Origin of the sequence: Xanthomonas melonis (genome assembly GCF_020783655.1) — a bacterium.
GTDB lineage: Bacteria > Pseudomonadota > Gammaproteobacteria > Xanthomonadales > Xanthomonadaceae > Xanthomonas > Xanthomonas melonis.
Map to the genome: position 1 here is coordinate 103,355 of NZ_JAJGQH010000002.1, position 12,829 is coordinate 116,183.

The 12,829-nt window shown below is 66.8% G+C and carries 12 protein-coding genes; 7 read left to right on the forward strand and 5 right to left on the reverse strand.

Translation table 11 applies throughout. From position 1 onward, the window contains the following. The first annotated feature begins 7 nt into the window (after positions 1-7). The 4 genes from LL964_RS02315 (at position 8) to LL964_RS02330 (ending at position 3,202) form a co-directional block, all read left to right on the forward strand. Positions 8-1,054: an ABC transporter substrate-binding protein gene (locus LL964_RS02315; RefSeq protein WP_104584824.1), complete on the forward strand. Its 1,047-nt coding sequence runs from the start codon at positions 8-10 to the stop codon at positions 1,052-1,054. Between the two features lie 3 nt (positions 1,055-1,057). Next, the gene (locus LL964_RS02320) at positions 1,058-1,891 is read left to right on the forward strand and encodes an ABC transporter ATP-binding protein (RefSeq protein ID WP_104584826.1); all 834 of its coding nucleotides are present in this window, start codon (positions 1,058-1,060) and stop codon (positions 1,889-1,891) included. Continuing rightward, positions 1,888-2,763 (forward strand): ABC transporter permease, encoded by an 876-nt coding sequence (locus LL964_RS02325; RefSeq protein WP_104584828.1) that lies wholly within the window; start codon positions 1,888-1,890, stop codon positions 2,761-2,763. The genes LL964_RS02320 and LL964_RS02325 overlap by 4 nt, the downstream gene beginning before the upstream one ends. Before the next feature lie 85 nt (positions 2,764-2,848). Beyond that, on the forward strand, positions 2,849-3,202 hold the full coding sequence (locus LL964_RS02330) for a DMT family protein (protein ID WP_104541520.1): 354 nt from the start codon (positions 2,849-2,851) through the stop codon (positions 3,200-3,202). A gap of 93 nt (positions 3,203-3,295) precedes the next feature. On the opposite strand, the gene LL964_RS02335 is transcribed toward LL964_RS02330, so the two are convergent. The 5 genes from LL964_RS02335 to LL964_RS02355 all read right to left on the reverse strand — a co-directional run bounded on the left by LL964_RS02335 (position 3,296) and on the right by LL964_RS02355 (position 8,855). Then, positions 3,296-4,222 carry a DUF6607 family protein gene (locus LL964_RS02335; RefSeq protein WP_104584830.1) on the reverse strand — a complete coding sequence of 309 codons (927 nt, stop codon included), beginning with the start codon at positions 4,220-4,222 and terminating at the stop codon, positions 3,296-3,298. A gap of 29 nt (positions 4,223-4,251) precedes the next feature. Then, positions 4,252-4,884 carry a ChuX/HutX family heme-like substrate-binding protein gene (locus LL964_RS02340; protein ID WP_104584832.1) on the reverse strand — a complete coding sequence of 211 codons (633 nt, stop codon included), beginning with the start codon at positions 4,882-4,884 and terminating at the stop codon, positions 4,252-4,254. Positions 4,885-4,889: 5 nt separating this feature from the next. Continuing rightward, positions 4,890-7,121: a TonB-dependent hemoglobin/transferrin/lactoferrin family receptor gene (locus LL964_RS02345; RefSeq protein WP_104584834.1), complete on the reverse strand. Its 2,232-nt coding sequence runs from the start codon at positions 7,119-7,121 to the stop codon at positions 4,890-4,892. Positions 7,122-7,395: 274 nt separating this feature from the next. Beyond that, positions 7,396-7,635 carry a hemin uptake protein HemP gene (gene hemP / locus LL964_RS02350; protein ID WP_029219101.1) on the reverse strand — a complete coding sequence of 80 codons (240 nt, stop codon included), beginning with the start codon at positions 7,633-7,635 and terminating at the stop codon, positions 7,396-7,398. A 251-nt stretch (positions 7,636-7,886) separates the two neighbouring features. Then, on the reverse strand, positions 7,887-8,855 hold the full coding sequence (locus tag LL964_RS02355) for a potassium channel beta subunit family protein (RefSeq protein WP_104584836.1): 969 nt from the start codon (positions 8,853-8,855) through the stop codon (positions 7,887-7,889). Positions 8,856-9,028: 173 nt separating this feature from the next. Here LL964_RS02355 and LL964_RS02360 point away from each other — a divergent pair, with 173 nt between their 5' ends. The 3 genes from LL964_RS02360 (at position 9,029) to dusB (ending at position 12,803) form a co-directional block, all read left to right on the forward strand. Then, the gene (locus tag LL964_RS02360) at positions 9,029-10,327 is read left to right on the forward strand and encodes a NupC/NupG family nucleoside CNT transporter (protein WP_104584838.1); all 1,299 of its coding nucleotides are present in this window, start codon (positions 9,029-9,031) and stop codon (positions 10,325-10,327) included. Between the two features lie 80 nt (positions 10,328-10,407). Beyond that, positions 10,408-11,364, forward strand: a complete 957-nt coding sequence (locus LL964_RS02365) for a ribokinase (protein WP_104584840.1) — start codon at positions 10,408-10,410, stop codon at positions 11,362-11,364. Positions 11,365-11,804: 440 nt separating this feature from the next. Then, on the forward strand, positions 11,805-12,803 hold the full coding sequence (dusB, locus tag LL964_RS02370) for a tRNA dihydrouridine synthase DusB (RefSeq protein ID WP_104584842.1): 999 nt from the start codon (positions 11,805-11,807) through the stop codon (positions 12,801-12,803). The last annotated feature ends 26 nt before the right edge of the window (positions 12,804-12,829 follow it).

Here is a 12,829-nt window from a genome sequence, read left to right on the forward strand (position 1 = left end):
GCGCCACATGCGTTCGACCGTAACCTCTCACGCACGTCCGCAGCGCCGACGTTTCTCCCGACGTGTCGCGCTGCTGCTCCTGGCCGCATTGCCGTTGCTGCACAGCGCCCATGCGCAGGCCGAAGGAAAGCTGCGCATCGCCAAACAGTTCGGCATCGTCTACCTGCTGCTGGACGTGGCGCAGGAGCAGCAGCTGATCCAACAACAGGGCAAGAAAGCCGGCGTGGATATCGATGTGCAGTTCCTGCAGCTGTCCGGCGGCGCGGCAGTCAACGATGCGTTGCTGACCGGCTCGATCGATATCGCCGGCGCCGGCGTCGGGCCGCTGTTCACCATCTGGGACCGTACCCGTGGCCGGCAGAACGTGCGCGGCGTGGCCTCGCTGGGCAATTTTCCGTATTACCTGATCAGCAACAACCCACGCATCCGGAGCATCGGCGACTTCACCCCGAAGGACCGCATCGCCGTGCCTGCCACCGGCGTGTCGGTGCAATCGCGGTTTCTGCAGCATGCCTCACAGCAGCGCTGGGGCGACAAGGGCACGCACCAGTTGGACGCGCTGCAGGTGGCGCTGCCGCATCCGGACGCCGCTGCCGCCATCATCCGTGGCCGCACCGAGATCACCGCGCATTTCGCCAGCCCGCCCTTCCAGGAGCAGGAACTAACACGCAATCCAGGCGCGCACATCGTGACCAGCTCCTATGACATCGAAGGCGGCCCGTCGTCGGCCACGGTGCTCTACGCCACCGAGAAGTTCCGCCGCGCCAACCCCAAGACCTATCGTGCCTTCGTCGCCGCACTGGACCAGGCGGCAAAGTTCGTCACCGCCCATCCGGAGCAGGCGGCCGACATCTTCCTGCGCCGCAATGGCTCGGGCATCGACCGTGCACTGGTGTTGCAGATCCTCAAGGATCCCAAGGTGCAGTTCACCGTGGCGCCGCAGAACACCCTGAAACTGGGCCAGTTCATGCAGCACAGCGGTGCGATCAAGCAGGCGCCGGGCAGGCTGAGCGACTATTTCTTCGACGACCCGCTGGTCGCGGGCGGGAGCTGAGCGATGTCGACCCCCTTGCTGCAGGTCGATCACGTCAGCCTGGAATATGCCTCCGCACAACGCGTGGTGCGGGCCACCCACCGCGTCCGCTTCGATGTGCATGCAGCCGATCGCTTCGTGTTGCTGGGCCCCTCCGGCTGCGGCAAGTCCACCCTGCTCAAGGCGGTGGCCGGCTTCGTCGCTCCGCGCGAAGGGCAGATCCGTCTGGATGGACAGGTGGTGACCGGGCCGGGGCCCGACCGGGTCGTGGTGTTCCAGGAGTTCGATCAACTCGCGCCGTGGAAGACCGTGCGCGAAAACGTGGTGTTCGGGCTGCGCGCGGCGCGCAGGCTCGGCCGCGCAGAAGCACGCGAGCGTGCCGATGAAAGTCTGGCGCAGGTCGGACTGAGCGGGTTTGCCGAGGCTTACCCGCATACCTTGTCCGGCGGCATGAAGCAGCGCGTGGCGATCGCACGTGCATTGGCGATGCGCCCACGCGTGCTGTTGATGGACGAGCCATTCGCCGCACTGGATGCGTTGACCCGCACGCGCATGCAGGAGCAGGTGCTGGAACTGTGGGAGCAGGCGCGCTTCACCCTGTTGTTCGTGACCCATTCCATCGAGGAAGCGCTGGTGGTCGGCAACCGGGTGCTGCTGCTGTCGCCGCATCCGGGCCAGGTGCGTGCCGAACTCAATGCGCATGCCTTCGGACCGCATAGCGCCGGCAGCGTGGCCTTCCAGCAGACGGTGCAGCGCATCCACCGCCTGTTGTTCGACCTGCCGGACGACACGCTGGCCGACACCAAGGTGGCGCCACTGCGTCGCCCTGCCCAGCTGCAACGCGAGGCGCTGCCATGACCCGCTCGCACACGACCGCACTACCGCCGGTGCGCCCCGAATACGAACTGGCGCTGCAACCGGTCGACCCGGCCCTGCTGACAGTGGCAGCCCCCGGCCGCCGGCAGGCGCCGACGTGGCTGCGCAAGACCGTGGTGCTGGCGGTGCTGGTGGTGGTCTGGGAGATCGCCGCACGCATGGTCGGCGACGATCTGATGCTGCCCAGCGCCGCGCAGACCGCGCGCGCGTTCTACGCGGGGCTGGTGTCGGGCGAACTGCTGCGCCGGGTGGCTGCCTCGCTGCGGGTGCTGGGACAGGGCTATCTGCTGGGCGTGGTCGGCGCATTCGTACTGACCGCGGTGGCCGCCTCCACCCGCTGGGGCCGCGATGTGCTCGGCACGCTGACGGCCATGTTCAACCCGCTGCCGGCCATCGCGCTGCTGCCGCTGGCCCTGCTGTGGTTCGGGCTGGGCACCGGCAGCCTGGTGTTCGTACTGGTGCACTCGGTATTGTGGCCGCTGGCATTGACCACCTACGCCGGTTTCCAGGCGGTGCCGGAAACGCTGCGCATGGCCGGGCGCAACTACGGCCTGCGCGGGCCGCGCTACGTGATGCAGTTGCTGATTCCAGCCGCGCTGCCGGCGATCCTGTCCGGCCTGAAGATCGGCTGGGCATTCGCCTGGCGCACCCTGATCGCTGCCGAGCTGGTGTTCGGCGCCACCTCCGGCCAGGGCGGGCTGGGTTGGTACATCTTCCAGAATCGCAATGAGCTCTACACCGACAAGGTGTTCGCCGGGCTGGCCATGGTGATCGTGCTCGGCCTGCTGGTGGAAGGCGTGGTCTTCCAGGCGATCGAGCGGCTGAGCGTGCGCCGCTGGGGCATGCAGCGCTGACGGGCGTTGCGGCCCAGGCCGCCACGGTTGCGTGCGCTTCACGGGACTGGCTTATGCTGCCGGCCCGCTCCCTGCCGCCGCCATCATGCCCACTGCCTCCTTCACCGCCTACCTGTACCCGGTCCTTTTGCTGATCGCCAGCAACGTGTTCATGACCTTCGCCTGGTACGGGCACCTGAAGTACAAGAGCACGCCATTGATGATCGCGATCCTGGTCAGCTGGGGCATTGCGTTCTTCGAGTACTGCCTGCAGGTGCCGGGCAACCGCCTGGGCAGCGCGGTGTATTCCGCTCCGCAGCTCAAAGGCATGCAGGAAGTGATCACGCTGCTGGTGTTCGCCGGCTTCTCGACCTTCTACCTGGGCCAGTCGCTGAAGTGGAACCACTGGGCCGCGTTCGGCCTGATCCTGGTCGCGGCGTTCTTGATGTTCAAGGAGTGACGGCCGCCCATTCCGAAGGAACGCCCCAGGGCGCGACCGGGCGTTACCGATAACGCCCGTCGCGCCCGGGTGCGCTTCTGCGACACGCGGCGATCAGTTCGCCGCTTCCACCCACTGCGCGAACACCGCATCGATCTGCGCATCCTTGACCCGCTTGCCCTTCTGCGCGGCTTCGGCCTGCTCGAACATCGGCATGATCATCGCCATGCCGTCGGGCTTGGTCTTCAGGTGCAGGCCCGGCGGCGTGTCCAGGAACCTGGCCCAGCGTGTGCGTACCTTCGCCCAGTAGGCTTGCGTGCCCTTCCAGTACGCATAGGCCGGGGCGAAGTCCACGTCGGTGGTCTTGCGGTAATCGTTGAAACCGAACTCGCGCGCGATCGGCTCCTGGCTGCCGTCGGACTTGCGCAACACCTTGGTGTTGAACTGCTCGTGGGTCCAGCCGTCGGGCGTGAGCGTGTGCCGGTTGATCACCGACAGCGCGTTGTAGTCGCTGCGCTTGGTGTATTCGCGCCGCGGCAACGGACGCCAGCTCAGATCGCTGGTCCAGGTCGGATGCCCATCGGCATAGTCCCAACGCCCGGTGCCGCAGTAGCGCGGCGCATCGCTGACCTCGAACACGCATTGCGTCCAGGCGCCCTGGGTGGCCGCTGCCGGCAGCGCACGCACCTGCCAGGTCTGCTCGGCGGTGAATTCGAAACGCTGCGGCGCCTCGTACACCCAGTCCTGTCGCCAATGCTTGGTCACATGCTTGCTCTTTTCGTCGACCAGCAAGTGCTGCAACACCAGCTTGCGTGGCGAATCCTCCACCACGATGACCACTTCGCTGGCGCCGCTGCGCATCGCCGAGGCACGCTCGTAACCGGGCTTGAGCAGCACGGTTTCGTCGAAGGCGAAGTCCACTGCGTATTCGCCCTGCATCGCCAGGATGCTCTGACGATCGCGCTCGGGATCGGCAGCAGTGGCGAGAAGGGGCAGCAGGCTCAGGGGGAGTGCGATACAGCGTGGCAACAATCGGCTCATTGGAACTCTCGGTCGTGGTCGTTGGAACATCAGCGGCGTAGCCGCAACACTGCGGCGGTCATGCTGGCGGGATCGCTGCGCCCGGCTGCGATCGGGCGGGGCGGCGGAGCCGCAGCGCGCGCGCAGCAGCAATCGTCTATCGCCACGCGCCCGTCGATGCCCTCATGGTGCGCCAGGCGCGCGGCAACCTCGGCCCCCAGCGCAGAGACATTGGCCAGGCTGGCAGCAAGCGATTGATCGCCAGCGGTGGTGGTGTGCAGGCGCAGCGCGCTCAGCCGCCAGCTTTCGCCGCGCATGCGCCCGGCCAGCCGGCGCCACAGGCGCTCGCCGATCCCCAGGCCCGGGGCCTGGGTGGAGAGGGACGGCAGACGCGACACCAGCCGATCCCAGTTCAGGAAATCGCTGTCCGGCAGCAGGTAAAGGCGCCAGCAGCATTGGCCGTCGGCATCGAAGAAGCAGATGCCTTCGCGCACCCCATCGCTGTCCAGCTGCCGCGAGGCGGCCGCCTCGATCGCCAACTGCCAGCCATCGAGCTCATTGCCCAGCGCCGGGCGGTACAGGCACAGCACCGTGCCCAGCGCCGCCAACTGCGCCGGGCGCGGCAGCGTGCTGCGGGTGGCACGTGCGCGCGACGACAACGGCAATGGGCGGGCGATGGGCATGGCCGCTACCAGTTCACGGCCAGGCTGACCGAGGCGGTGCGTCCGGCAGCGGTGAAGCGGTCCACCACCGTGCTGCTGGCGAGCGTGCCGTTGGGCAGCGCATTCCAGTCCACATAGCGACGGTCGGCCAGATTGAACACGCCGGCAGTGAGCTTGGCGCCAGGCGCGAATTCCCAATGCCCCATCAGGTCCAGCGTGGCGTAGCCGGCTGGCGTGTAGTACGTGTCCAGTTGCGGGCGACGCTTGCGGGCGACGAAGGTGCCGATCAGTTCCGCGCCCCAGCCTTGCCCGTCGAATGCCATGCCCAGGGTGCCGCGCAGCGGGTCCACCGAATTGAGCGGCATGTTGTCGGTCAGGTTGTCGCCTTCGGAATACGCCACAGCGCTATTCAACGACCAACCCTGCCAGCCGACCAGCACGCCCAGGTCGATTCCGGCGCGCGCCTCGGCGCCCTTGATCACCACATCGTCCACGTTGCGCGACTGAAACACCATGAAACCGTCGGCGTTGACGCCGGCTGGCGCATTGGATTCGATGAAGTCGCGGTAGTCGGTGTAGTACAGCGCCAGGCCGAGATAGCCGACCGCATCGTTGAAGCGCACGCCCAGTTCGCCGCCGCGGCTGGTCTCGGCCTTCAGATCCGGGTTGGCGATGGCGGTGTAGCGCCCCTGCAGGTTGGTGAACCCGATGTTGACGTCGTTGTACGGCGGAGCGCGGAAGCCGTGCGCGTAATTGGCGTACGCCGACCACGCGTCCGAGAAACGCCACACCGCACCGAACTTGGGCGAGACCTGGGTTTGATCGATGGTCGCCACACCCACCCCGGGATTGTCCTCGCGGAAGATGCCGTCGATCTGCGGCGAAAGGCGGAAATGGTCCACACGCACGCCAGGCGTCAGCGACAGACGTCCATCCAGCAGCCCGATCTCGTCCTGCGCATACAGACCGACTTTGGTGGTCTCGCTCTTGGGGAAATCGCGCACCGGAAACACGTCCTGGCCGACGCGGTTGCTGATCGCGCCATTGGCCAGATTCAGCAAATAGCCGTCGCGCTTGGCGCGCGTGTCGGTCCAGGTGCCATCCAGGCCGTAGGTGATGTCGTGGCGCATCGTCTCGGTAGCGACGACCTTGTGCGCATTGACCAGCAGCCCGTACACCCGCTGGTCGAAGCTGTGTTCGTTATGGCGGCGGGTGTTGTTGCCACGCAGCTCGTTGGTACGTTGCAGGCTTTCGCTATCCTGGCGATACGCCAGCCATTGCAGGTCATCGGCCAGTGCGCTGTCCAGCGCATCCAGCTCGTGCCGCAACGACACCCGCGCGCGGGTCTGGTGGTCGCGCCCCTGCTGGGACAGCACGCGCAGCGAGGCTGTCGGCGAGCGCGTGTCGATACTGCTCAGGGCCTCGATGCTGCCGTAGTCCTCGTTGCCTTCCACGGTGAGTTTGAAGCGTTGCTGCGCACTGGGTGCGTAGACCAGTTTGGTCAGTACGCTGCGCCCGTCCACGTTTTGCGGATTGGCCGCGGTGCGGTTGAAATTGCGGCTGCGGTTGTCGCCCTGGTTCTGGGTTTCCTGGCCCTGGCGATGCGCCACCGCCACCAGGCCGCTCCAGCGCTCCCCGCCGAAGGCGCCGGTGGCGCCGGCGAACAAGCCGTTCCAGTCGCCTTCGTAGCCGAACTTCAGGCCCACGTAGCTGTGCTTGTCCTGGCTCAGATAATCGGCCGGGTCCTTGGTGACGAAGGCCACCACGCCGCCCAGGGCATCGGAGCCATACAGCGAACTGGCCGGCCCGCGCACCACTTCCACACGCTTGAGCGTTTCCAGATCGACGAAGTTGCGATTGGCATTGAGATAGCTGCCGAATGCGAAGGTGTCCGACACCGGCACGTTGTCCACCAGGATCGCCACGCGGTTGCCGTCCAGGCCGCGGATGCGGATGCCGTTGGCGCCGGTGAAGCGGCCATTGGTGCTGGTCACCGATACGCCGGGGGTGTAACGGAACAGGTCCTTGAGTTCGCGCACCAGTTGGTTGTCCAACTGCTCGCGGTCGATCACATCCACCGTGCCCGGCACATCCACCAGCGCACGCTGGGTGCGCGTGGCGGTGACCTGCAGGCGATCGAAATCGTGCACCTCACGCGCGGAGGCGCCACCGGCCTCTGGTTCTGCGGCATGGGCACAAAACGAGACGGCAGGCAGCGCGAGCGACAGCGCGACCACCAGCGGATGCAGGCGAATCATCAAGAAACCTTTGTGGAAGAGCCCCCGGCAGCGCGCACAGCGAAGCGGCTGCGCGCGGCAACCGAGGGTGGAGAGATGGGAGGTGGGCGGCGGCGGCAACGCCCGGGCGAGCACGCGGCGCCCATGCACGGACGGGCGCCAGTGGTAATGCGGTGGCTGCAGAACCTGCCGGCACCTCGCTCGCGACGTGCGGTGCGGGCATGCCGCGACGACCGACTGCGGGGCGTGGCGGCGTCTGCTCCCGTTGCCGGGTGCAGCGGTTCCCTGGGCTGGATTACTTGGTCAGGATGAGCTTGTCGTTGCTGGTGTGGCGCAGGCGATAGACACGGTCGCCATGCTGGATCAGTACTTCGCGGCGGCCCTTGAGCAGCGCCTCGCTGCTGATGAGGTCTTCAGCGGGAACGACGCGCGGCACGGCGCGGTCGCGCAGGTTGACCGGTTCGGAGCGAAGCAGCACGGGATGAGCGGTCATGATCTGGATCTCCAGTCGGTTGGCCAGACAAATAATAACCATTCTCATTTAATGATCAAGAGCCATTCTCATTTGCTTCGCAGGAAGTTTGCATGACCTCTTGAATTTCGATTGATTAAATCAATCGAAAGCACCTTTCGACGACGTCAGCGCCGACGTGTCTGGTGACGCCTCATGCACCCGGCACGCTCCTTGTGTCGCCTACCCACACGCCCCCGCCGGTCGCGCATGCGCCGCCTTCACCACCCGTCGCACACGCCGTGAATCCGCCCGTGCAGGCGCGGTGGGAGCGCTCAGCGTGTCGCCGCCTCCACCTGTGCCCAGCCGGCGGCATCCACCTGTTCCAGCACCTCCAGTGCGGACAGGTTCTCCTCCAGTTGCGTCACCCGGCTGGCGCCCAGGATCACCGTGGACACGTGCGGGTTGCGCAGGCACCAGGCGATCGCCAGCGGCGCCGGCGCCTGGCCCAGTTCGGCGGCCACCGCGCAGAACGCGCGAGCGCGTTCGACACGACGGCTGTCGGCCGACCCCAGCACTTCTTCCTGCAGCCAGGCGTTGCCGGGTTGGCCCAGCCGGCTGTCGGCGGCCACCCCGGCGTTGTATTTGCCGGTCAGCAGCCCCGACGCCAGCGGCGACCAGATGGTGGTGCCCAGCCCGGCCTCGCACAGCGGCGCGTACTCGTGTTCCAGCCGCTGCCGATGCAGCAGGTTGTACTGCGGCTGCTCCATCGATGGCCCATGCAGGCGCTCCTGCTCGGCAATGGCGATGGCCGCGCGCAGCTGCTCGGCGCTCCACTCCGACGTGCCCCAGTACAGCACCTTGCCCTGCCGGATCAGCGCATCCATGGCGCGCACGGTTTCCTGGATGGGCGTGTCCGGGTCGGGCCGATGGCAGAAATACAGATCCAGATAGTCCACCCGCAGGCGCTTGAGCGCGGCGTGGCAGGCATCGGTGACATGCTTGCGCGAGAGCCCGCGCTGGGTCGGACGCGGGCTGTCCACCGCACCGAAGAACACCTTGCTGGACACGCAGTAGCCATCGCGCGGCAGGCGCAGGTCGGCGATCACATCGCCCATCACCTGTTCGGCACGACCACGGGCATAGACCTCGGCGTTGTCGAAGAAGTTGATGCCGCTGTCCCAGGCCGCAGCGATCAGGTTACGCGCCTCGCTGCGCCCGATCTGCTTGCCGAAGGTGACCCAGGCACCGAACGACACGGCCGACAACTGCAGCCCGGTGGAACCCAGACGACGGTAATGCATGGCGAAACACTCCTGCGCCCCCCCGGGGCCCCTGCCCCGGACCGGATTGCGCAGTTTAGCGGGCGGGACGCCGACGCGAGCCAGTGGCGCCCGTCTGAATACCGCTCGCCTTGCCGGCCGACACCCCCTGCTCTAGGCTTCTCGTTTTGCCGTCAGCAACCCCGGGGATTGGAATGGTCGAAGGTTTGGGAAGGATCGGTTTCGGCCTGTTCGGTCTGGCGGTGCTCATCGGCATCACCTGGCTGTTCTCCAGCAACCGCCGCGCCGTGGATTGGAAGCTGGTCGGCACCGGCTTGCTGCTGCAGATCTCGTTCGCCTCGCTGGTGCTGCTGGTGCCGGGCGGGCGCGACGTGTTCGATTCGCTGGGCAAGGGCTTCGTGAAGGTGCTGAGCTTCGTCAATGAAGGCTCCACCTTCATTTTCGGCAGCCTGATGAACATCGAGAGCTATGGCTTCATCTTTGCGTTCCAGGTGCTGCCCACCATCATCTTCTTCTCGGCACTGATGGGCGTGCTCTACCACCTGGGCGTGATGCAGCTGGTGGTGCGCGCGATGGCCTGGGCCATCACCAAGGTGATGCGCGTGTCGGGGGCGGAAACCACCAGCGTCTGCGCCAGCGTCTTCATCGGCCAGACCGAGGCGCCGCTGACGGTGCGCCCGTACATCCCCAAGATGACCCAGTCCGAATTGCTGACGATGATGATCGGCGGCATGGCGCATATCGCCGGCGGCGTGCTGGCCGCCTACGTGGGCATGCTCGGCGGCAGCGATCCGGTGCAGCAGGCGTTCTACGCCAAGCACCTGCTCGCCGCCAGCATCATGGCCGCGCCGGCCACCCTGGTGGTGGCCAAGCTGTTGGTGCCGGAAACCGGTACGCCGCTGACCCGCGGCACGGTCAAGATGGAAGTGGAAAAGACCACCAGCAACATCATCGATGCGGCTGCGGCCGGTGCCGGCGACGGCCTGCGCCTGGCGCTGAACATCGGCGCGATGCTGCTGGCCTTCATCGCGCTGATCGCGCTGATCAATGCACCGCTGACCTGGCTGGGCGAAGTGACGGGCGCGGCCGCCGCACTGGGTCGGCCGACCAACCTGTCGACGATCTTCGGCTACCTGCTGGCGCCGGTGGCCTGGGTGATCGGCACGCCCTGGGCGGACGCGACCACCGTGGGCTCGCTGATCGGGCAGAAGGTGGTGATCAACGAATTCGTGGCCTATACCGAGCTGTCGCAGATCGTGCAGGGCCAGGTCGCCGGCGTGAGCCTGAGCGAGGAAGGCCGGCTGATCGCCACGTATGCGCTGTGCGGCTTCGCCAATTTCAGCTCGATCGCGATCCAGATCGGCGGCATCGGCGGGCTGGCACCGGAACGTCGTCACGATCTGGCCAAATTCGGGTTGCGCGCGGTGCTCGGCGGTTCGATCGCCACCTTCATGACCGCTACCATTGCCGGCGTGCTCTCGCACTTCGGCTGAGGCGGCGCGGGTTCATCGGCGCCACGGTCTAATCGCGTTACGCCAGGTTTCATTCAAGTCATTCAAGCAAGCAGGTATCTATGAGTTCGGTCGTCGTTGTCGGGTCTTTCAATGTCGATCACGTGTGGCGTTGCGACGTGCTGCCCGCGCCGGGCGCCACCATTGCCGGTCGCTACAGCACCGGCCCCGGCGGCAAGGGCTTCAATCAGGCGGTGGCCTCGGCGCGTGCCGGTGCCAAGACGCAGTTTCTGTGCGCGCTGGGCGACGATGCCGGCGGTGCGCTGGCGCGCTCGCTGGCCGCCCACGACGGCTTTACGCTGATCGCCGAGCCCAGCAACGAACCGACCGGCACCGGTGGCATTTATGTGGACGGCCACGGCCGCAACACCATCGTGATCGGCGCCGGCGCCAACTCGGTGCTGAGTTCGGGTTTCGTCGAGAACCAGCGTGCGCTGGTGGCGTCGGCGCGCGTGCTGCTGGCGCAGCTGGAATCGCCGGCAGAGACCGTCGAAACCGCGCTGGCCCTGGCGCATGAATGCGGCGCGCTGACCGTGCTCAACGCCGCGCCCGCCAATGCGCCGACCTCGATCGGCCTGCTCAAGCTGGCCGACGTGCTGACTCCGAACGAGACCGAATTCGCCGCCCTGCTCGGCCGCCACGTCGGCGAACGCATCAACGCCGACGATGTGGCGGCGCTGGACGGCAATACGCTGCACTCGCTGTGCCGCAAGCTGCTGCCGGGCGGTACTGTGGTGGTGACGCTGGGCGCGGTGGGCGCCTTCATCTCGCATGCCGACGAGCAGCTGCGTGGCGACAGTGCCGCACATTACCGGGTAGGTGCGGAAAGCGCGCAGACGGTGGACACCACCGGCGCCGGCGATGCCTTCAACGGTGCGCTGGTGGCCTCGCTGGCGCAGTCGCCCACCGCCAGCTTCATCACCCACGTGCGCTTTGCCACCCGTTACGCCGCGCGCTCCACCGAAGTGGAAGGCGCCGCCGCATCGATGCCGCGCATGGTGCCCGAACCGGCCGTGTGATCCTCACGCTTCAAGCAAGCAACGAAGGCGACCGCAGCGATGCGGTCGCCTTTTGCGTTCAGGGCGTCGGCATCCCCATGAGACTGCTTCGATCCGCGAACGGCATGTCGAGGCCTGTCCATCGACGGACGCTGCCAGGCCCGCTGCGCCGGAACTTCGATCTTCATCGGATAGCAATCTGGGCGGAGGAACCTGGCGTGATGCCGCGTCGGGCACCCGTACCCTCATCCGACGCTGACGCGCCACCTTCTCCCGACGGGAGAAGGAATAGAAGCCCCTCTCCCGTCGGGAGAGGGGTTGGGGTGAGGGTACGGTCAACCAGCAATCTCGCCGCTGCCCTCGCTCTACTGGTCACGCGACCCACACGGCAACCGCACAAGACCGAAGGCCGAAAAACGCCCTCCCGAATCCCGAATCCCCACCCCAGCTACAATGCCCGCATGCAGATCGGCCCCTACAACATCGCTCCCAAGGTGATTCTCGCGCCCATGGCGGGCGTGACCGACAAGCCGTTCCGGCTGTTGTGCAAGCGGCTGGGCGCCGGGCTGGCAGTCTCGGAGATGACCATCTCCGATCCACGCTTCTGGGGCACGCGCAAGTCGCTGCACCGCATGGATCATGCCGGCGAACCGGACCCGATCAGCGTGCAGATCGCCGGCACCGAGCCGCAGCAGCTGGCCGAGGCGGCGCGCTACAACGTCGATCACGGTGCACAGCTGATCGACATCAACATGGGCTGCCCGGCAAAGAAGGTATGCAACGCCTGGGCCGGCTCGGCGCTGATGCGCGACGAGGATCTGGTGGCGCGCATCCTGCGTGCGGTGGTGCAGGCAGTGGACGTGCCGGTGACGCTGAAGATCCGTACCGGATGGGATTGCGACCACCGCAACGGGCCGGTCATCGCGCGCATCGCACAGGACTGCGGCATCGCCGCGCTGGCGGTGCACGGGCGTACCCGCGACCAGCACTACACCGGTAGCGCCGAGTACGCCACGATCGCGCAGATCAAGGCGGCGCTGCAGATTCCGGTGATCGCCAACGGCGATATCGATTCGCCGCACAAGGCCGCGCAGGTGCTGCACGAGACCGGCGTGGACGCAGTGATGATCGGCCGCGCCGCGCAGGGGCGGCCGTGGATCTTCGGCGAGGTGGCGCATTACCTGGCCACCGGCGTGGCGTTGCCGCCGCCATCGCTGGCGTTCGTGCGTGACACCTTGCTCGGCCATCTGGACGCGCTGCACGCGTTCTACGGCCAACCGCAGGGTGTGCGCATCGCGCGCAAGCACCTGGGCTGGTACGCCAAGGACCACCCGCAGAGCGCGGACTTCCGCGCGGTGGTCAACCGCGCCGAAACGCCGGAGGCGCAACTGGCGCTGACCCGCGATTACTTCGACGCGCTGATCGCCGGCCTGCCGCCGTCGCTGCCGAACGCCGCCTGAGTTTCCCGAGCTGTTGGAGCTGCATC